We start from the raw sequence: 20,990 nt of genomic DNA on the forward strand, positions 1-20,990 counted from the left end.
AATAAAGACGGTTGCTCTAGGTGAAAGAGGCCTTTTGGCTATCTTAGTTGTCGAACCGCCCAGCTTAATTGTCGAACAATCCAGTCGACATGTAGCGCTCGCCGCTGTCCCAGAAGACGGTGACGACGAGCGGACAGTCTTCGATCCGCTGGCCGCCGTCCGGCTCCGGCGTGGCGAGTTCCTGGCGCTCGAAGGCGTCCGGAATCTCCGGACAGTCACGCTCTGGTTCGGCGATTTCGCGCGCGATTCTGTTGGCAACCAGACTCGTCGCACCGCTCGACTGGCCGACCAGAATTCCTTCCTCGCTGGCGAGTCGGCGGCACTCGTCCTCGGCGTCCTCGAGTGCAACCGTTTCGACGCGGTCGATCAAATCTCGATCCAGGTTGTCGCTGACGAAGCCAGGGCCCATTCCCTGGAACTCGTCGGTGCCGGATTCGCCCGTCGAGAGGACGGCGTTTCGCTCGGGTTCGACGGCGATGATGTCCATCTCGGGGAACTCCTCGCGGAGGCGGCGGCCGGTGCCCGAGAGGGTGCCGCCGGTGCCGACGCCGGCGACGAAGGCGTCGATCTCGCGGTCGCCGACCTGTTCGATAATCTCCGCCCCGGTCGTCTTGTAGTGGGCCTCGGGGTTGGCCGGGTTCTCGAACTGGCCGAGCTGGACCGCACCCTCCGCTTCGAGTTCGTCCGCGCGCTCGCGGGCGTCTTCCATCTCGCCGTCGACGAGTTCGAGGTCCGCGCCGTAGGCGGCCATGACGCGACGGCGTTCCTCAGATTTCGAGGCGGGCATGACGATGGTGAGGTCGTAGCCGCGGGCGGCGGCGACGAGCGCGAGGCCGATTCCGGTGTTGCCGCTGGTCGGTTCGACGAGCCAGTCGCCGGGCTCGATCGCGCCCTCGCGCTCGGCGGTGCGAATCATTTCGAGGGCCGGCCGGTCCTTGGCCGACCCGCCAGGATTGAAGGATTCGACCTTCGCGGCGACGGTCGCCCCCTCCGGTGAGTCGACCTGGACGAGCGGTGAACCGATCGTGTCCAGGATACTTCCCTTCATTGACCCAGGCTATGGAGTCGAGACGTAAACCCGTGCTGGACACAGGCAGGACGTGCCGGTGGTGATGACAGCGGTGAGAAAGAAACCTGAGATCAAAACAGCCAGAACAGGCTAGTTCGACGGTAGCGCCGGCGTCACCGTCTCGGACTCGTCGATTCGCTCCTGTGCGTAGGCCTCCGCTGCGTCGAGAACCGTTGTTCCCTCAGCCTCGGCGCGTTCAATCATCTCCGTCAGTCGGTCGCCGATCTTCTCGGACTCTTCGTAGGCCTCCTCGTACGTTCCGCCGAGGTACTCCTTGCCGACGGTGACGAGGCCGCCCGCGTTGATCACGTAGTCCGGCGCGTAGAGGATGTCGCGCTCGGCGAGCGCGTCCGCGTGTCGTCGCTCCTTGAGGACGTTGTTCGCCGACCCGGCAACGATATCACACTGCAGCTGATCGATCGTCTCGTCGTTGACGACGCCACCGATCGCACACGGCGCGAAGACGTCACACGGTTCCTCGTAGACTGCATCCGGCGCGACGATGTCGACGTCGTGAGCCGCGCTGAACTCGTCGACCGCCTCCTGGTTCACGTCCGAAATCGTCACGGACGCGCCGTGCTCGAGTAGCTCCTCGGCGAGCAGTCGGCCGACCTTTCCGAGCCCCTGGACGACGACATTGAGGTCGCTGACGGTGCTGGTGCCGTAGGTGTGTTCCGCACAGGCGCGAATACCCGAAAAGACGCCGTGTGCCGTGACTTCAGACGGGTTCCCCAGCCCGTCCGTTCCGCCGACGACGTGGTCCGTCTCGCGCGCGACGATGTCCATCTCCTCAGCGCCGGAGTTGATATCGACCGAGGTAATGTACCGGCCCGCGAGGCAGTCGACCGCGCGGCCGTAGGCCTCGAGTGCCTCTTCGGTTTTGACCTCCTCGGGATCGCCGATGATGACCGCTTTCCCGCCACCAAGCGGGAGGTCGGTTGCGGCCGCCTTGTAGGTCATCGCCTCCGAGAGACGAAGGACGTCCGTCAGCGCGGCCTCTTCGGACTCGTAGTCGCGGATGCGTGTCCCGCCGAGGCTCGGCCCGAGGCTCGTGTCGTGAATCGCGACGATAGCCGTCAGTCCCGTCTCCGGGTCGGAGAAGTACGAGATCTGTTCGTGCCCTGGCTCGGCGATCGAGTCAAATACCATGCTGATAACTCTTGGGTTTGGTGTAAAAATGCTACCGACTCGCGGCCAGTAGCACTCGAAAGACAATCCAAATGAGCGACACCTGCAACGACTGTCAAGAACACGCCGGTTAAGCCCCTCGACTCACAATGGCCGCGTATGAGTCTCGAAACCATGCAGCCGAATCCCACGTGGGACGCCGCCTCCTACGAGGACGCCGTCGACACGCTCGAAGCACACGCAGACGAGGTCGTCTACAAGGTCTGGGGCGGCGACTGGTGCAAGGACTGCCGAAAGCTTCTCCCCGACTTCGGCGCTGCACTCGACGCTGCGGGCGTCCCCGACGACCGCATCGAGGAGATAGCTGTCGACCAGGACAAACAAGGCTCTGGGGTCGACGAGTACGGTATCGAGTACATTCCGACGATTGTGGTCGAGACGGATGACGGCGAGGAAGTCACCCGCTTCGTCGAAGACGAGAACGTCCCGCCAGCTATCTGGCTCGCCGACCAACTCGAGCGCGAGTTGTAACGTGTAACTGCACCGAACGATTCTTTATCTCGAGGTGCCAAGACGGTTAGTATGGAGAGCCGTCTCGAACGGTTCGTCGCGGAGGACCTCTGGCTCCTGATCGCGATCGTAACCTTCGGCATCATCAGCATCCTGAGTCTCCTCGGACTCGAGTTCGTCGTCGCCGTACTCGCGGTGATCGGCTGGTTCGTCCTGACGCCGGTCTTTCTGTTCTGGGGCGAGGATATCGCGGCGCTCATGGCTGAGCGAAAGCAGTCGACGGGGTCGACGTGGCCTGGAACGTCCGCAGCCGACACTGGCAACGACAGCGACAGCGACACCGACGCCGACGCGTTCGCACAACTCAAACACCGGTACGCAAGCGGTGAACTGAGCGAAGACGAGTTCGAACACCGACTCGACCGCCTGCTGGAGGCCGACGAGGCGTTCGATCGCAAGGCTGCAACCCGGTCGCGGGCAGCGCGCGGTGGGCGAACACAGTCACCGAACGGGCAGCAGGATCCCGAACGCGAGCACGAACTCGAGTGACGCGGGCAGCGAGCCGAGCACCACCCCCCTGCCTAGAACGGACTCTCAGTCTGCTCTTCTCCTGCGAGCCACTCGAGTGCATCCTCAACATCGTGAGTCGGCGGCGAGCACGTTCGGTCACGACAGACGTACAGCGTCGGCTCGCCGTCTCTGGCTTCGCGGCCGGCCCAGATCGGCGGTGCATCTGCGAGGTCGAGTGCAGTGAGCCAGTCCGCGAGTTCGTCGTCCGTCGCTGGCCGACGAGCGAACAGCCGATCCGGCAGGTACCGCGAGGCGAACGCCTCGCGCCACTCGTCGGGCAGGTCGTCCGCCGCGACCGTGATCTCGAGTGCACCGGACCCGAGTCGGTCCGCGGCGAGACAGAGCGTCGCGTGCTCGAGCGAGTTCGTCTCGATCCGGTTGGCGTGGGTTTCGAGCACCGTTGTGGCGATTTCCTCGAACTCGTCGCCTCGATCCGCGAACCCGTCGAGCGCGAGCAGCGTCTCGACCGCGACGCCCGCCGCCGAGGGCGTCGACTGGTCGCCGAGTTCCTGCGGGCGCGTGACGAGCGATTCCCCACTCTCGGGCGTGAAGTAGAGCGTTCCCCGGTCTGCGTCCCAGAACTCGTCTTCGATGACGCGCGCGAGATCGAGCGCGAACACGAGCTGGTCGACCTCGCCGGTAGCCTCGTAACAGCCCAGTGCGGCGCGCGCGAGGAACGCATAATCTTCGAGATAGCCGTCGATGGCCACATCCCCGTCTTTGTACCGTCGGGAGAGTCGCTGCTCGTCTTCGTCCCAGAGCCGATCGCGAACGAACTCGAGTGCGTCGACGGCCATGGTGGCGTACTCGTCCCTTTCCTCATCCCCATCTTCGCCCCCGCCGAGGACCAGAGCGGCCTCGGCGCAGGTCGCGATCATCAGGCCGTTCCAGCCGGCGAGCACCTTTTCGTCGCGGTTGGGTCGGGGGCGTTGCTCGCGGGCTGCAAACAGTTTTTCCCGGGCGGACTCGAGTCGCTCCCGAACATCGGTCGCGTCGAGATCGTACTCGGCTGCGAGATCCGACACCGAGGCGACGCGATTCGGCTGGTTCGAGCCCTCGAAGTTTCCCGACTCCGTGATGTCGTACCGGTCACAGAACAGGTCGGCGTCGGTCTCGTTCTCGAGAACGTCGTGAATCTCGTCGGGCGTCCAGACGTAGAACGCACCTTCCTCACGCTCGCCGGTGTCGGGGTCCTCGCTCTGGGCATCGAGTGTGCTGAAGAAACCGCCCTCCTCGTGGGTCAGTTCGCGCTCGACGAACTCGAGTGTCTCGGCGACGACCTCGGCGTAGCGCTCATCGCCGGTCTGCTGGTAGCCGACGAGGAATGCGCGCGGAATCGCGGCGTTGTCGTACAGCATCTTCTCGAAGTGAGGAACCGTCCAGTCGCGGTCGACGCAGTAGCGGTGGAAGCCGCCGCCGACGTGGTCGTAGAGGCCGCCAGCAGCCATTGCGTCGAGCGTTTCGACGAGCACGTCCTGAAAGTCGTCGCGTCCGGTTCGGTCTGCGGCGCGAGCGAGCACCCGGAGCCGCGAGGGCTGTGGGAATTTCGGCCCATCGGAACCGAAGCCGCCGAACTGTCGGTCAGCACTCCGGAGGGAGGCGTTCGCAGCCGCCTCGAGTACGTCGCTCGACGGCGGCTGTGAGGCGCTGACGGCATCCGGGGTCTCCTCGAGTCGGTCCTTTGCCGCGTCGGTCCACTGCTCGGCGCGGTTCTCGACCTCGTCGCGGTCTCCCTCCCACGAGTTCGTCACGTTCTCGAGGATATCGAGGAAACCGGGCTGGCCGCGTTTTGCCTTTTTGGGGAAGTACGTCCCAACGTAGAACGGCTTCCCCTCGGGGGTGAGCCACGCCGAGAGAGGCCAGCCGCCGCGGCCGGTGACGAGCTGGCAGACGGTCATGTAGATGCTGTCGACGTCCGGGCGCTCCTCGCGGTCGACCTTGATCGGGACGAAGTTCTCGTTCAGGACCTCGGCGACCTGTTCGTCCGCGAAGCTCTCGTCTTCCATAACGTGACACCAGTGACACGCCGAGTAGCCGATCGAGAGGAAGATCGGTACGTCGTGCTCGCGGGCCGTTTCGAGGGCCTGCTCGTCCCAGGGCTGCCAGTTGACGGGGTTGTCCGCGTGCTGGCGCAGGTAGGGACTTTCCTCCTCGTCGAGCCGATTTCGATCGGTCGGCGTGGATGTAGTCATACCCACGCCTACGGCTGGCGGTTGTAAAAGACCGACGTACGTGCGCTGGCATCGCAGTACGCACACTCGGGGACACGCCGTCGCGCTACGCGATGCCGAGCAGTGAAACCCCGAACGCGGACGCACCAGTCAGAATCACCGTCCAGATGGCGATACCGACGGTCATCCACCCCGCGACGAGTCGCTCCCGGCTCCCCGCGAGCAGCGCGACGATCGCGGCGATGTGAACCCCGGTAAGGACCGGCCCACCAAAGGAGATGCCGGGCAGACCGTACCTGTCCCAGAGAGTTCGTGCTCGCGCGTAGCGATCGCTCGGCTCCGGTTCGGCGTCATCGTCGGTCCCGCGCCAGTTCGCCCACCAGGCCGAGAGCCGCCCGTGAAACAGGATCAGAGCGTACACGGAGAGAACGTTTCCCGCGAAGGCGATGATCCCCGTCAGAATTGGATCGAGCCCGAGTCCGATCGCGATCGGGATCACGACGAGGATCTCGAACACCGGGATCGCAGCGAAGAGGAACACCAGTAGGTACTGGACGAATCCGGTGGCGTCCTCGAGTATCGTTCCGACGTCAACGAGTAGCGGCGTGAGTGACATGCGATTGTGTGGAGTGGCGGACTGTGGTTGTGCGGGTGTGAGCGACAGCAGGTGTGGGGTGACAGCAGATTCGGAGTGACAGCAGGCGGAGAGTGACAGCAGATGTGAAAGTCGATAGATCAGCGCGAGCAGAGCGGTGCCGACCGCCGCGTGAGGGGCGTGTACAGAGCGCGCTCGATCAGTTCAGTTCCTCGGTGAGCAGCCGGCGCAGCACGAGGTGGAGCACGCCGCCGTTCTCGACGTACTCGACGGCCATCGGGGTGTCGACCTGTGCGGTCACCGAGAACTCGACGGTCTCGCCGTCGTCAGTCTCGGCAGTGACGTCCAGTTCGGCGTTCGGTTCGAGGCCGTTCTCGAGACCGGAAATCTCGAAGTACTCGTCGCCCTCGAGACCGAGTTCTTCCCAACCCTCGCCCTCGGCGAACTGCAGCGGCAGAACGCCCATGCCGATGAGATTGTCGCGGTAGATGCGCTCGTAGCTCTTGCCGATGGTCGCGCGGATGCCGAGCAGGTCGGTACCCTTCGCAGCCCAGTCACGGCTCGAGCCGGTGCCGAGTTCGTCACCAGCCATGACGATGAGCGGGGTGTCTTCCTCGCGGTAGCGCTCGGAGGCTTCGAAGACGGTGGTCTCCTCGCCGGTCGGGTGGTGGACGGTGTAGCCGCCTTCCTTCCCGTCGAGCAGCTCGTTCTCGATGCGGACGTTCGCGAAGGTGCCACGCATCATGACCTCGTGGTTCCCGCGGCGAGAGCCGTAGGTGTTGAACTCGTGAACCGGCACGTCACGTTCGGTGAGCCACTGGCCGGCCGGCAGGTCCTCGCCGAACAGGCCGGCGGGGCTGATGTGGTCGGTCGTGACCGTGTCACCGAGCGTGAGCAGCGCGCGGGCGTCTTCGACGTTGTCCACGCCGGGCTTTTCGAGCGGGAAGTCTTGGAAGAACGGTGGCTCGCGGATGTAGGTGGACTCCGAATCCCAGTCGTAAACGTCGCCGGTCGGTGCGTCGAGCGCTTCCCAGCGGTCGTCGCCCTCGTAGACGCTTGCGTACTTCTCTTCGAACATCTCGGGGGAGATGCTGTCGTGGATCGTCTGGCGGATCTCCTCGGTGTCCGGCCAGATGTCCTCGAGGTAGACCTCTTCGCCGTCGTCGTTCGTGCCGATCGGCTCGGTTTCGAGGTCGATATCCATCCGCCCAGCGAGACCGTAGGCGACGACCAGCGGCGGGCTGGCGAGGTAGTTAGCCTGGATCTTCGGGTGGATGCGGGCCTCGAAGTTGCGGTTGCCAGAGAGGACACTCGTCGTCCAGAGATCGTGCTCGTCGATCGCGTTCTCGATCGGCTCTGGGAGCGGTCCGGAGTTGCCGATACAGGTCGTACAGCCGTAGCCGACGACGTGGTAGCCCAGTTCCTCGAGATCATCGAGCAGCTCCGCGCGTTCGAGGTACTCGGTGACGACACGGCTGCCGGGTGCGAGACTCGTCTTGACGTAGTCGGGAATTTCGAGGCCCTGCTCGGCGGCGTTACGGGCCAACAGTCCGGCACCGACCATCACGGACGGGTTCGAGGTGTTCGTACAGGACGTGATCGCGCTGACGAGGACGTCGCCGTGACCGATCTCGACCTCGGTCCCGTCCTCGAGTTCGACGGGAACTTTCTCGTCGAGCGGGAGACCCGGACCGGCGTCGGTCGCGTCGGCTGCAGCTGCACCGCTGCCGTCGCCGATTGCGGGCTCGCCACCCGCACCGATGACGCCCTGCTCCTCGAGGAGGGCCGGGAAGTGGTCGTCGAGATCGCCCATCGGGATGCGCTGGTGGGGCTTCTTGTGACCGGCGAGGCTCGGTTCGACCTCGTCGAGGTCGAATTCGACGGTTTCCGTGTACTCGGGCTCCTGCTCGCCGAAGAGGCCCTGAGCCTCGAGGTACTCGCGGACGAGTTCGATGTGCTCCTCGTCGCGACCCGTGAGTTCGAGGTACTCGAGTGTCTTCTCGTCGACGGGGAACATGCTGATCGTCGAGCCCTGTTCGGGGGCCATGTTCGAGATGGTCGCACGGTCCGCGACCGAAAGCTGGGAGACGCCGGGGCCGTAGAACTCGACGAACTTGTCGACGACGCCGACCTGACGGAGCTTTTCGGTGATGTGGAGCACCAGGTCCGTTGCCGTGGCCCCCTCGGGGAGCTCGCCCGACAGGCGAACGCCGACGACGTCCGGCAATGACATGTTGATCGGCTGACCGAGCAGCGCCGCCTCGGCCTCGATACCGCCGACACCCCAGCCGACGACACCGATGCCGCCGATCATCGGGGTGTGGCTGTCGGTGCCGACGAGCGTGTCGGGAACGAGCCACTGTTCGCCATCCACTTCGCGCTCGTGGACGACCCGACCGAGGTGCTCTAAGTTGACCTGGTGGACGATCCCCGTCCCCGGCGGCACGACGTTGAACTCGTCGAAGGCCTGCTGGGCCCACTTGATCGCACGATATCGCTCCTCGTTGCGCTCGTACTCGATTTCGACGTTCTTCTCGTAGGCGTCGTCGGTGCCGAAGTGGTCGACCTGCACGCTGTGGTCGATCACGAGGTCACAGGGGACTTCGGGCTCGACGACCGTCGGGTCGACGCCCTTGCGGTCCGCCGCCGAGCGCAGCGCCGCGAGGTCCACCACTGCGGGAACGCCGGTCAGGTCCTGCAGAACGACCCGCGACACCGTAAAGGGGACCTCGGCGTCCGGCACGTCGGGCTCCCAGGAGGCCGCGGCGCGAACCGAGTCCGCGTCGATCTGGTCGCCGTCAGCGTTTCGGAGGACGGACTCGAGTAGAATGCGAATGCTCACCGGCAGTTTATCGAGGTCGCAAAGACCCTGTTCCTCGAGAACGGTGAGGTCGGCCATCTTGTACGTCTCGCCGTCATGTTCGAATTCCCGGATCGCGTCCGAGAACGTATCGGTTGCCATAGCTAGACTTCGGACCGGAGTGTTTTGAATCTCTCGAGAATCGTCCGGAGAGTGAGTCTCCGCCTGCGTTCGGCTGCCGTATAAACCCAACTGAATCTCAGTCGTTCCGCATCTCGATCGCTTACGGCGTTCTGACGTACTCGACGAACGCGAAGCCGTCGCGCTCGTCGCGCTCGAGTTCGTCGAAGTCCGCTCGATTCCAGTCGGGGAAGCGCGTGTCACCGTCTGGCTCCTCGTGGACTTCGGTCACGATCAGCCGGTCGAGCGCGGGCAGGTACTGCTCGTAGACGGTCGCGCCGCCGGCGACGAACACCCGGTCAGTGCCCTCGTGGCGCTCGTCGGCCGCAGTTTCTGCCTGCTCGACGGCCGACTGCAGGTCGTGGGCGACGACTGCGTTCTCGGGCGTCTCGAGGTCCCGGCTCGTCAGCACGACCGTGGTTCGCCCGGGGAGCGGTTCGCCGAGCGCGTCGACGATGTTCTCGTAGGTGACCCGGCCCATGATGACCGGATGGTCCATCGTGGTCTCCTTGAAGTGTTGCAGATCCGCAAGGATGTGCCAGGGCATGTCGCCGTCCTTGCCGATGACACCGTTGTCGGCGACCGCGACGATACCGACGAGTTCGCGGTCGGGTTCGACGACCGGGTCGGTGTCAGCGTCGGTGCCGTTGGTCATTCAGCGACTCCGAACGTGAGCCCGTCGTGTGACTCGTAGTCGTGTAGCGTGACGTCCTCGTAGGACAGGTCATCGATTGTGGCCGCGTCGACCTCGAGTGTCGGCCGATCGAGCGGCTCGCGTGAGAGCTGTTCGAGCAGCCCCGGCACGTGGTCGAGGCGCTCGTCACCCTCGGCCTCGGCGGGCGCTTCGGACTCAAGCCATTCGCGAATCTCGCGGTACTCATCGCGTGCCTCGACATCGGCGAGCCGAGTCTGCAGTGCGTCGAGGTTGTCCGCGTACCACTCCCCGCGGGCACCGCGGCCGCAGTAGACGTGTGCGTCGACGACAGTGTGGGCGAACGTGCCGGGTTCGAAGCCGGTCTGCTGGGCGACGATTTTTGTCAGGAGCGCGTAGGCCGCGATGTTGAACGGAATCCCGAGCGCGATGTCGCCCGAGCGCTGCGTGAGGTGGCAGTTCAGCCGGTCGCCCTGGACGTTGAAGACGAACGAGTAGTGACACGGCGGCAGGGTCGAGACGGCCGCGTTCGCGGGATGCCAGGCGTTGACGACGAGTCGGCGCGAGTTCGGCGAGTCCGAGAGTGTATCGATTACGTACTGCAGTTGGTCGAACGTCCGTCGCGTCTCGCCGTCGGCGGTCTCCTCTGCGGTGACCCACCGGTGGCTCTCGTCTGGCCAGGACTCGCCCGGCAGCTGTGCGGGCTCCTCGGGAACCGGGAAGCGTCGCCAGAAGCGGCCGTAGGCGGTGTCGAGGTGGCCCTCCTCGTCGGCCCAGGCGTCCCAGATTTTGGTCTCCTCGCGGAGGTCGCGGATGTGCTCTTCACCCGATAGATACCAGCAGACCTCGTGGAGCATTGAACTCCAGCGATAGCCGTCCATTTGCTTGGTCGTCAGCAGGGGGTAGCCCTCCTGCAGGTCGACCTCGTAGTGCTCGCTGAACGAGGAAATCGTGTCGACGCCGGTGCGGTTGGGCTTGTACGCCCCCTCGCTGAGTGCCGCGTCGACGAGGTCCAGGTACTGTTGCATTGTCGCCCCGTTCTGTGTGCGTCGCCTTTAGCGTTGAGTTTCGAGGGAGTCACAGAACGGTTCGCATACGCCGCTGACTATTCATACATTGATCATGTTTGTGTATCAGCGGTTCGCTCCTGTATTGCCTGTCGAACGGCGAGACCCATGAGATAGGCCATTCCGCCAAAGAGTACGGCACCAGCTATCCCTGCCAGTGGTCCATTAGTCAGTCCTTCGATGAGTTCTCCACGAGGGTCGAGTTTGTACCCGAGTGCTCTCGGAGGAGTATACCGAGTGTCCATCGAGCCACGCAGATACCCAACGGCCGGCGGAAACACGAACAGCCAGAGGATGCTACTGAAAACGACACTGAGTCCCGAGAGCACACCCGCTCGTGACCAGCCGGCACAAAATGCAATCCCCACTGAGAGGAACACCAGTAGAACGCCGAGCCCGCTGTCGAAGCCGAGTAGAAAGAGGACTGACGCGAAGAGCGGCAGGAGGAGTGTCGCGATCAGAACGAGAATTCGGGGGCGTTTCTCTCCAAGAATCGCGTCCCGGAAATCCATGCTTGCAGTTGTGAGTACAACAACAAAAAGACCATTGCCGATCAGCTGATCAGCTGCTTGTGAGTAATTGATTTACTCGCGAATCGCATCGCGCATCGTCTCGGCCTCCGCGTCGGTGAGCACTCCCGCGAGATCGAGCAACGACCGCTCGCTTGCGATCCGGTCGATCGTGTCCGAGACAGATTCTCCCTCTCGCTTCCGCGCGTTGAGCCGCTAATACACGTCCTCGGTAAGGCGGACGTTCCGGTACTCGGTGTCGCTCATGTAGGCATGGATGTGGAGAATCGGCGTAACTGTTGTGCCGGTCTCCAAACGAACACTTCCACTCCGTTCCCCAAACCGTCTTTAGCCCCGCGTCCCTGCCACCGACTACGACGACACTATGGCAGGTCCCACCGGCACTCGAGTACTCGCCCTCCCGCCGACCGCGGTACTCGAGCGATCGGTTGCAACCCTCGAAGACATCGCGGTGACGGTCGGGCCGGATGCGGTCTGGCTGTTCGGATACGCGCGTGAGCCGACGGCGGCGGCCCGCGCGCGCCACGTCATGGACGTGCCGGTGATTCACCCGCCGCTCGAGACGGCCGACAGTGGGGCGCTCCCTCGACACAGGATTAGTGACGAACTCGAGTTCGCCGTGGCGCAGCATCCGCGGGCGCTCGGTGCGGTTGCTGGTGCTGGTGCTGATGTTAGTACTGATTCTGGTTCTGATGTTGGGGCTGATTCTGGTGCTGATAGTGCTGCTGATGGTGGTAACAGTGCTGCTGATGGAGACAGCAACAGTGACGGTAACGGGAATGATGACGGGAGCAAAACTGGACCCCTGAGTCACGACGCCCTCATGAGTCACGACGCCCTCATCTGCGACCACATCACGACCACGACGCGGCCCACCGCACTCGAGACGACCCTCGATCACGCGGACGAACTCGCGGCGGCGCTCCCGGCCGGCCAGGAGACGACCGTCCTGACCGGCGGGCTGCCCGCCGGCTACGACGAACGGTGGCACCTCGACGCCGGGACGGGAGCCGTCCGAACCGTCGAGCACGATCCGCTGCGTTCCGCCGAGCCAGTCGCCGACGACGCCGTTGCGGTCCGCGTCCGGGGAGCCGGTCCCGTCGACGGCTACGGCGGCGCGAAATCCGTGGTGGCACTCGAGTACAGTCCTGACGGAACACTCTCGAGTACAGCCTACGCACCTGGTGATTTCGGACTCGAATCGGTTACCGGAGTCGGCCAGAAGACAGCGAACCGCCTCGAATCGCAGGGAGTGACGACTCGGTCGGAGCTACTCGAGTTGTCCGTCGCTGCGCTCGCCGATATCGATGGAATCGGGGCAAAGAGCGCGCGTCGAATGCACGAGCACGCGCGGGTACTCGAGTCGGGCGAGCCGCGGCGGCTCACAGACGAGCCACTCCCCGGCGAAGCGTGGGGACGACCACCGCTCTGTCTCGACATCGAAACCGACGGGCTCTCGCCCACGATCATCTGGCAGATTGGGGTTTACGATCCCGAATCGGACACCCATCGGGCGTTCGTCGAGCGCGACGACCCCACCGACCGGGAATCGGTCGTTCGGGAGTTCTGCGACTGGTTGCTCGGCGTTCACCCAAATCGGGCGCTGCTCACCTGGAACGGCCGGGGATTCGACTACCGACATCTGGATGCGTTCGTCGCCCGCCACTGCCCCGAGTACGTCGACGACTGGGAGTCAGTTCCGAAGTTCGACCTCTACCGCTGGGCGACCGACCGTGAGGACACCGGCAACGCGCTCCTCCCCGGCCGGACGAACGAACTCGACGTCGTCGCGACCGAACTCGGCTACGAAGGCCTGGGAACCGGACTCAACGGCGCGCGAACCGCGGCGGCGTACCAACGGTTTATGCGGACGGAGGAGCCGGGTATACTCGAGTGGGACCGCCACGAGGCCTACTGTGAGGACGACTGTCGGGCGCTGTGGCACGTGTACGAGCGGCTTCGAGATGCACCGCGAGCGTCGGGTGTGGTGGGGTCGGCTGGATCGGCGAGAGCAACGGGATCGACGGAGTCGTCTCCAGACGAAGGCAGCTCACACGCCGACAGCACTGGCGGTTCGACCAGCGAGCAGACCGGACTTGGTGATTTCTGAATGGCAACGAACGAGGACGGAGATGGGGGAGATGAGGGAGAACAGGGCGATCAGGATGACCAGGGCGACCAGCAAGCGATCCCGATCACCGGCGAGGAATTACGAGAGACGTTCCCGCGCGCAGGCGCTCGCGAGTCTGGTGACATCTCCGTCCTCGAACTCCCCGGCCGGGACGCAGCGACCGTCTCGAACGCGGACGTACTCCGCCCGGAACTCGCCGAGCAGTTGGAGCACGACCTCTACGCCCATCAGGCTGAAGCGCTCGAGGCACTCGAGTGTGGGAAGAACGTCTGTGTCGCGACGAGCACCGCCTCGGGGAAGACGCGAATCTATGCGCTCCAGATTGCGAGACACTATCTGGACGCGCGTGATCGGACCGCAGGGGACGGCGGCAAAAAGGGGAAGGGGAGACAGAACGGAGGCGAGAAAACGGGTGCACGTGCAGCGGCGACTCCCACACCGACCGCCTACATCTGCTACCCCACGAAAGCCCTCTCGCGCGACCAGGAGCGCGAACTGAACGACCTCTACGACGACCTCGGCCTCGACATCACCGTCCGCGTCTACGACGGCGACACCGAACGCGGAGAGACGCGCCGCCAGATCCGCGAGGAGGCGGACGTCATCATCACCAACTTCGCCGGCGTGAACACCTACCTGCACGACCACGACCGCTGGGCACGCTTCTTCTCCGCCTGCGACCTCGTGGTGATCGACGAGTCCCACACCTACACCGGCGTCCACGGCATGCACGTCGCCTGGATTATCCGCCGACTGAAGCGCGTGCTCGCCTACTACGACGCCGATCCGCAGTTCGTCCTCACCAGCGCAACGATCGGAAACCCGGGCGCGCACTCGAGTACCCTGATCGACGACCCGGTAACGGTGGTCGACCAGGATGGCTCGCCGACGGGACCGCGGGAGCTGGTGCTGTGGAATCCGCCGCCGCAATCGGGCGAGGAAGACGGGGACAGGGCCGGTGCCGAAAACCCCGTCACCGACCGCGTCCCTGCCACCGTCGAAGCGCCGCGACTCCTCTCGCATCTGACCTACCACGACGCCCAGACGCTGCTGTTTACGCCCTCCCGGAAGCTCGCCGAACTCTCAGTCAAGCGCGCGGCGAAACACCGCCGCGACCGGTCGCGATACTACACGAACCCGGACCGGGGCAGCGCCATCGAACCCTACCACGCGGGCCACTCAAGACGAAATCGCCACGGCACGGAACATCAGCTCAAGACCGGCGTGCTCGACGGCGTCGCCTCGACGAACGCACTCGAGTTGGGGATCAACGTCGGCGAGATGGACGCCACCGTCCAGTTGGGCTACCCCGGCCAGCGCCAGTCGTTCTGGCAGCAGATCGGCCGCGCGGGACGCGGGGCCAAACGCGCGCTCTCGGTGCTCGTCGCCGGTCACCGCACACTGGACCAGTACGTCGTGAACAACTCGGAGTACCTCCTCGAGAACGACGTCGAGGACGCCGTCGTCGACACCGAGAACGACGCGGTCTTCGCACAGCACCTGCTCTGTGCGGCGGCCGAACTCGCGCTCGACGAGCGCGACGCCGGGGAGGACGGACTCGACGAGCGCGACGCCGGGGAGGACGGACTCGCCGACCGCGAGCGACTCGAGCAGGCGGTCGAGATGTGGCGACGCGCAGGGAAGCTCACGGGCCACCTCGAAACGGGCGTCTCCTACACCGGCCCACCCAGACCGCAGCGGTCGATTTCGCTGTACGCCACGACCGGCGAGGAGTACACGGTCGAACTCGCCGACGGCGTCGACGAGCGCCACGATCCGGAGATGGAACCGCTCGCCGAGGAGCGCGTCCTGCGGGACTTCCACGAGGGCGCAGTCAGGCTTCACGAGGGCCAGCAGTACGAGGTCTGCGCGGTCGATCACACGACGCCGCGGCCGTCGGTGACGCTGCGGCCGACGGACGTGGAGTACTACACGCGGACGCGCACGGACGTGACCGTCCTCGACGCCGTCTCGGAGGAGTCGCGCGAGATTGGGTCCTTTACGCTCCACTTCGGCCGCGGGCGAGTGCTCGTCTATCACGACGCCTACGACGAGGTCGCGATCCACGGCGGCAAGAAAAAAGCGCAGCAGCTCCCCACCGGAAACCCACCGCTCTCGATGGAGACGCAACTGTGCTGGCTCGAGGTCCCAGAGCGCGTCGAGTCCACACTGGTCGAGCGGTACCGCGACTTTTCCGTGCCGGAACTGGACAGCGACCTCGCAGATACCGCCCACCTCGGCTACGCGGGCGGCCTCCACGCCGCCGAGCACGCGACGATTGGCGTCGCCCCACTCGAGTTGATGGTCGACAAGCGCGACCTCGGCGGACTGGCGACGCTGTCGATCGACTCGCATCTGGCCAGCGCCGCATCGGACGGAAGCGGTGACGACGAGACGGGCGTTGGCGAAGATCCCGCCCCGCAGAACATCGCCGCTGCTGAGGCGACCGTCAGAGAACTCGCGATGGGGCTCGAGCGCAAACCCGCGAGCGGCTGGTTCATCTACGACGGGATCGACGGCGGCCTCGGTTTCTCGCGAGCGATCTACGAGAACTTCGAGGCTGTCGCCCGACGGGCGCGCGACCTGATCGAAAACTGTGACTGCGGCCGCATCGACGGCTGTCCCGCCTGCGTGATGGACGACCAGTGCGGGAACGATAACCAGCCGCTACACCGCGGCGCTGCTGTCGACGTGCTGGATCACCTCCTGGCGAGTGCGAGTGAGGATGGTATAAAGAGTGTACTCGAGTCCGATCTGCTGGTAGACGACGGTGAGAGCGGAGATGGAGATAGAGATGGCGACAAGCATGACACTCGTGAGAGCGATGACAGACGGCCGCCGCTATTCTACGCCTGATGGTCTACGCCTGAGGGTGAGACGACGCAGCAGCAACTGAGACACCAAGCTGATCGAAGACGAACGACCAGACGTCGAGTTGCTCTTCGACGACCATCCAGGTCGGCTTGCCAGTTCCGTGGCCGGTATCCCGGTAGGTCTTACAGAAGAACGGACCACCCGCGGCGACCGACTGCATGCGTGCGGCCATCTTCCAGGCGTGCACCGGATGCACGCGCGTGTCGTCCTCGGCGGTCTTGAAGAGGACAGCCGGATACTCGGGGCCGGAGCCGTCCGTCACGTCGACGACGTTGTGGTACGGTGAGTATTCCTTGATCCACTCGTAGGCCTCCGGGTCGTCCGGTGACCCGTACTCGCTCGTCCAAGACGCACCGAGCAGGAAGGTGTGGAATCGGAGCATGTCGAGCAGCGGGACGTGACAGCAGACCGCTGCGAACAGGTCAGGCCGCTGTGTTAGTGCGGCACCGACGGTCAGCCCACCGTTCGAGACGCCCGAAATCGCCAGGCGATCGCTCGACGTGTACTTCTCGTCGATCAAGTACTCCGCGGCCGCGATCATGTCGTCGAACGTGCGCTGTTTGTTCTCGTGACGGGCCGCCTCGTGCCACTCCTTGCCGAACTCGCCGCCACCGCGGAGGTTTGCGTGTGCGTACACGCCACCCGCGCGAAGGAATTCGAGCCTGTACTTCCGGAAACTCGGCGTCAGGCTGTTTTCGAACCCGCCGTAGCCGTACAGCAGCGTCGGGTTGTCGCCGTCGTGCTCGAGGTCGGCACGGTGGACGACGAACATCGGAACCTCGGTCCCGTCGGCGGACTCGTATCGGACCTGTTCGACGGTCAGGTCGAACTCGAGTGCAACGTCAGGCTGGTCGAGTTCCGTGACGGTGTCTGCCTCGAGGTCGTAGCGACAGACGGCTGGTGGGTGGTCGAACGACTGGTAGCTGAAGAACGCCTCGGACGCGTCAGGAGTACCGTCGAGGCCGGCTACCGTTCCCGTTCCCGTCCCCGTCCCCGTCTCGGCTCCGGGGAGATCGATCGACCGCACGTGCTCGCCCGAAAGGTCGAACAACTCGAGTTCGGAGACGGCTGCACGCTCGTACTGTACCAGCAGGTGGTCGTCGACGACAGCCGCGTCTTTGACGATGCCGTCGCGTTCGGGGATCAGTTCCGGGAGTTCGCTGGGATCGACTGCGTCGACGGACCCGGAGAGGTCGAGTTCGAGAAATCGGTAGTACGGTGCGTCGAGGTCCGTCTGCAGGTACGCACCGTCCTCGTGGAGCAGTGGCAAGTAGACGTGGTCGGCGTCAGTGATGACCGGTGTCAGGTCGGTGTCGCCAACCGCGGCGTACAGCAGGTCGCTGCGGTCCCAGTCGGCGACCAGCGCGACGAGCAAATGAGCACCAGCGCGATCCGTCGTGAGCAGCGGCCACGTCGACGCCTCGTCGATCTCGTATACGAGGTCGTCCTCGTCGCCATCGGGGTCGGCACCGTGTTCGTGGTAGTGGATAGCCTTCTCGAGTTGGGCCTCGCCAGCCAGCCCGGTTCTGCTGTAGTAGAACCCGTCGGGTGTCCACGCAAGTGACTGGGGAGTGGCACGGCCAACGTCCGACAGTTCCTCGATCACGGTTCCCGAGGGCACCTCGATGATGACGATGTCGTACAGTTCGTTGCCACCCTCGTCGACACCGTACGCGAGGCGCTCGCCGTCCGGCGAGACGGTCCACCACCCCATCGCCTTCGTTCCGTCCTCGCTGAACTCGTTCGGATCGACGAGCACCTCGCGCTCGGACTCGAGTGACTCCCGAACGTACAGCACTGCCTGGTCGTCCTCGTCCGTCTCGACTTCCTGAAAATACCCCGTCGGCGCTGTCGTCACTGTCCCGTAGTCGGTCGTCCGGGCCAGCGACTCGAACTGCGGACGCAGTTGGTCGCGAGCCGCCAGGGACTCGAGATAGTCGTCGGCGTACTCGTTCTGGCGGTCGACCCAGTCGTCGACGGCCTCGTCGTCCGATTCGAGCCAGCGGAACGGGTCGTCGACCATGTCGCCGTGGCGTTCGTAGCTCGTGTTCTCGCGCTTCGAGTGTGGGGGACCAGCAACCATGCTGATGGGGTACAAACGCTAGATACTTGAATACGTAGTTTTAGCTACAGTTTGTCCGGAACAGGGGCTGTCGTTGTGCAGTTCCACACGTTTGGATCCAAAAGAGTCAATGAGTCTACCTGTGACGGAAGCGTATGACCGATTCGACGGATGCAGAACTGTTCGGTGCCATCGCCGATCGGATGGCCAGTGAACTGGCGCTCGACGCCAGCGGGCACGACATTCACCACGCCTGGCGCGTATTCTCGCTCGGACGACGACTCGCCGACAAAGAGGGAGCCGACGGCCTCGTCGTCGGAGCGGCGGCGCTCACTCACGATCTCCACCGCGTCGTCGGTGGCGACGAGTTCGTCCATCCGCGAGACACGCTGCCGACGGTCCGCGACATTCTCGAGAGTGTCGACTTCCCGACCGAGCGAATTGAGGCCGTCTGCCACTGCGTCGCCGTTCACGAAGAGTACGATTTTGACTACGGCCACGGCGACGAACGAGGTGCCGACACCATCGAGGCCGCCGTCGTTCAAGACGCGGACAACCTCGACGCGATCGGTGCCGTTGGAATCGCCCGTGCGTTCGCTTACGGTGGTGCACACGACAACCCGATGTGGACCGCCGATCCATCGCCCGACTGGGTCGCGTGGTCGGCGGACGAAACTGACGGCTCGACACTCGAGCACCTCGAGGAGAAACTTGTCCACCTTCACGAGAACATGAACACCGACACCGGCCGCCGACTGGCAGCCGAGCGCCACGCGTTCCTCCTCGAATTTCGCGAGCGATTCGAACGCGAGTGGGTCGGTGAGGCGTAGTGCTCCGAAACGACAGCCCTGCACGAAAAGGTGAAAACCCACTGCGAAGCTCACGTGGCGGTAAAGATAGGAGCAACTGCAACTATTCACACACTAATTGCCGGGAAATCTGGCGATTATGTGTGCAGTGACTTGCAGTGGCTACTATAGATGTCCGCCCTCCGAACCGCGCTTCTCGAGTGGGACGCGGATCGCATCGTCACTGTCGTCACGGCTGGGGTGGCAGTATACAGCTCGACGCAGCTGACGGACGGCTTGGTCACCGGGCTCGCACTGGCAATCTGTCTCGCGGCTGTACTCGGCGGTTCGTGGTGGGGTGTGACGCGACTCGTCGAACACGTCTGGCGTCAGCAATAGCCCTGCATTCAGTGCCGGTACACTGGCTGGAGTCGCGGCCAATACACACGAATGTGTGTACTTCTTGCTCGTAGAAAGAGCAACACTTACAGGTTCGTGCGTTTCGGTATCGACCATGTCAGAGACCGTGCTCCTGATCGGCGGCGGCGGTCGCGAACACGCCATCGCCCGCGCGCTCGAAGCTAGTGAGGTCGACCTCTACGCCTGCGCCGGCAACCGAAACCCCGGCATCGCCCGCATCGCAGACGGCTTCGAGACACTCGAGACGACCAACCCCAAGGCCGTCCTCGAATTCGCCGAGGAAGTCGACGCGACGATCGCCGTCGTCGGCCCCGAAGCGCCCCTCCAGGCCGGCGTCGCGGACGAACTCGAGTCCGCCGGCATCTACGCCTTCGGCCCGAAGGAGGCTGAAGCTCGCATCGAGACGGACAAAGCCTTCCAGCGCCGGTTCATGGCCGAACACGACATTCCGGGCTGCCCGGACTTCGAGACGTTCGACGACATGGACGCCGCATGTGACTTTGTCGACGAGTATGACGGCGACCTGGCGATCAAGCCCGCGGGACTCACCGGCGGCAAGGGCGTCAAGGTCATCGGCGACCAGGTCACCGCCGAGGAGGGCAAAGAGTACATCCGTGACTCCGACTACGACCGGATCGTCCTCGAAGAACGCCTCATCGGCGAGGAGTTCACGGTGCAGGCGTTCGTCGCCAACGGCGACGTGCGAACGGCACCCGCCGTGCAGGACCACAAACGCGCCTACGAGGGCGACGAGGGGCCAAATACGGGCGGCATGGGGAGCTACTCCGACGCGACCACCGCGCTCCCGTTCATGACCGACGCGGACTACGACGACGCCGTCTCGATCATCGAGGCGACCGTCGACGCACTCGAAGACTACCGCGGAATCCTGTACGGCCAGTTTATGCTCACCAGCGAGGGGCCGAAAGTCATCGAGTTCAACGCCCGCTTTGGCGACCCCGAAGCGATGAACACGCTCCCAGTCCTCGAGACGGACTTCCTCGACATTCTGACGGCTGCACGGGACGGCGACTCGCTCCCGGCACTCGAGTTCGCGCCGCAGGCGACGGTCTGTAAGTACGCGGTTCCGGAGGGGTACCCGACGGACCCTGAGGCGGGTGCGAAAGTGCAGGTGGACGAGGAGAGTGCCGGCGATGCACTCCTCTACTACGCGAGCGTGGACGAGCGCGACGACGGGATCTACACCACGACCTCGCGCTCGTTCGCCGTGGTTGGTCGTGCAGATTCGATTACTGAAGCCGAACAGATTGCCGAGGCCGCACTCGAAGTCGCCGGCGAAGAAGGACTGCACATGCGCCACGACATCGGGAAGCCGGAACTGGTACAGCAGCGAATCGATCACGTCGAAGAGCTGCGCGGCGAGTAGTTACGGTCGCGACTGCTGCTGTGGCGGTAGCGGCGTTTTTCAGTGTTGTATCGCGA

General features: G+C 64.4%; 16 protein-coding genes and 1 pseudogene. 7 read left to right on the top strand and 10 right to left on the bottom strand.

Annotated elements, in window-relative coordinates:
- Positions 1-64: 64 nt before the first annotated feature.
- Positions 65-1,048 (bottom strand): PLP-dependent cysteine synthase family protein, encoded by a 984-nt coding sequence (locus tag BBD46_RS13150; RefSeq protein ID WP_071402135.1) that lies wholly within the window; start codon positions 1,046-1,048, stop codon positions 65-67.
- Between the two features lie 111 nt (positions 1,049-1,159).
- Positions 1,160-2,218 (bottom strand): Leu/Phe/Val dehydrogenase, encoded by a 1,059-nt coding sequence (locus BBD46_RS13155; protein ID WP_071402136.1) that lies wholly within the window; start codon positions 2,216-2,218, stop codon positions 1,160-1,162.
- A 138-nt stretch (positions 2,219-2,356) separates the two neighbouring features.
- Here BBD46_RS13155 and BBD46_RS13160 point away from each other — a divergent pair, with 138 nt between their 5' ends.
- Both BBD46_RS13160 and BBD46_RS13165 read left to right on the top strand, forming a co-directional pair.
- Positions 2,357-2,728, top strand: a complete 372-nt coding sequence (locus BBD46_RS13160; protein WP_071402137.1) for a TlpA family protein disulfide reductase — start codon at positions 2,357-2,359, stop codon at positions 2,726-2,728.
- A 51-nt stretch (positions 2,729-2,779) separates the two neighbouring features.
- The gene (locus tag BBD46_RS13165; protein WP_071402138.1) at positions 2,780-3,256 is read left to right on the top strand and encodes an SHOCT domain-containing protein; all 477 of its coding nucleotides are present in this window, start codon (positions 2,780-2,782) and stop codon (positions 3,254-3,256) included.
- Between the two features lie 32 nt (positions 3,257-3,288).
- Here BBD46_RS13165 and BBD46_RS13170 read toward each other — a convergent pair whose 3' ends face one another.
- The 7 genes and pseudogenes from BBD46_RS13170 to BBD46_RS23185 all read right to left on the bottom strand — a co-directional run bounded on the left by BBD46_RS13170 (position 3,289) and on the right by BBD46_RS23185 (position 11,518).
- Positions 3,289-5,469, bottom strand: coding sequence for a thioredoxin domain-containing protein (locus tag BBD46_RS13170; RefSeq protein WP_071402139.1), 2,181 nt, complete (start codon positions 5,467-5,469; stop codon positions 3,289-3,291).
- Positions 5,470-5,554: 85 nt separating this feature from the next.
- The gene (locus BBD46_RS13175; protein WP_071402140.1) at positions 5,555-6,064 is read right to left on the bottom strand and encodes a small multi-drug export protein; all 510 of its coding nucleotides are present in this window, start codon (positions 6,062-6,064) and stop codon (positions 5,555-5,557) included.
- Between the two features lie 178 nt (positions 6,065-6,242).
- Positions 6,243-9,005: an aconitate hydratase AcnA gene (acnA, locus tag BBD46_RS13180; RefSeq protein ID WP_071402141.1), complete on the bottom strand. Its 2,763-nt coding sequence runs from the start codon at positions 9,003-9,005 to the stop codon at positions 6,243-6,245.
- 121 nt (positions 9,006-9,126) lie between these two features.
- Positions 9,127-9,678, bottom strand: a complete 552-nt coding sequence (locus BBD46_RS13185; protein WP_071402142.1) for a dihydrofolate reductase — start codon at positions 9,676-9,678, stop codon at positions 9,127-9,129.
- A complete protein-coding gene (gene thyA / locus BBD46_RS13190) occupies positions 9,675-10,703 on the bottom strand; it encodes a thymidylate synthase (RefSeq protein ID WP_071402143.1) in 1,029 nt (342 codons plus the stop codon). Before thyA ends, BBD46_RS13185 begins: the two co-directional genes overlap by 4 nt.
- Before the next feature lie 92 nt (positions 10,704-10,795).
- Complete coding sequence (locus tag BBD46_RS13195) at positions 10,796-11,254, bottom strand: hypothetical protein (protein ID WP_071402144.1); 459 nt, start codon at positions 11,252-11,254, stop codon at positions 10,796-10,798.
- Positions 11,255-11,326: 72 nt separating this feature from the next.
- Positions 11,327-11,518 (bottom strand): annotated as a pseudogene (locus BBD46_RS23185) (antitoxin VapB family protein).
- 118 nt (positions 11,519-11,636) lie between these two features.
- Between BBD46_RS23185 and BBD46_RS13205 the strand changes: the two are divergent.
- Complete coding sequence (locus BBD46_RS13205; protein WP_071402145.1) at positions 11,637-13,382, top strand: ribonuclease H-like domain-containing protein; 1,746 nt, start codon at positions 11,637-11,639, stop codon at positions 13,380-13,382.
- Positions 13,383-16,259 carry a DEAD/DEAH box helicase gene (locus tag BBD46_RS13210; protein WP_071402146.1) on the top strand — a complete coding sequence of 959 codons (2,877 nt, stop codon included), beginning with the start codon at positions 13,383-13,385 and terminating at the stop codon, positions 16,257-16,259.
- A 4-nt stretch (positions 16,260-16,263) separates the two neighbouring features.
- Here the strand turns inward: BBD46_RS13210 and BBD46_RS13215 are convergent, their stop codons facing one another.
- Entirely contained in the window at positions 16,264-18,360 is a 2,097-nt protein-coding gene (locus BBD46_RS13215; protein ID WP_071402147.1) for a prolyl oligopeptidase family serine peptidase, read from the bottom strand.
- A 134-nt stretch (positions 18,361-18,494) separates the two neighbouring features.
- On the opposite strand from BBD46_RS13215, the gene BBD46_RS13220 reads away from it, so the two are divergent.
- The 3 genes from BBD46_RS13220 (at position 18,495) to purD (ending at position 20,934) form a co-directional block, all read left to right on the top strand.
- On the top strand, positions 18,495-19,169 hold the full coding sequence (locus BBD46_RS13220; protein ID WP_071402148.1) for an HD domain-containing protein: 675 nt from the start codon (positions 18,495-18,497) through the stop codon (positions 19,167-19,169).
- Positions 19,170-19,319: 150 nt separating this feature from the next.
- Entirely contained in the window at positions 19,320-19,526 is a 207-nt protein-coding gene (locus tag BBD46_RS13225) for a hypothetical protein (protein ID WP_071402149.1), read from the top strand.
- Positions 19,527-19,641: 115 nt separating this feature from the next.
- Positions 19,642-20,934 carry a phosphoribosylamine--glycine ligase gene (purD, locus tag BBD46_RS13230; protein ID WP_071402150.1) on the top strand — a complete coding sequence of 431 codons (1,293 nt, stop codon included), beginning with the start codon at positions 19,642-19,644 and terminating at the stop codon, positions 20,932-20,934.
- Positions 20,935-20,990 lie beyond the last annotated feature (56 nt).

It is taken from the genome of Natrialba sp. SSL1 (assembly GCF_001861355.1).
GTDB lineage: Archaea > Halobacteriota > Halobacteria > Halobacteriales > Natrialbaceae > Natrialba.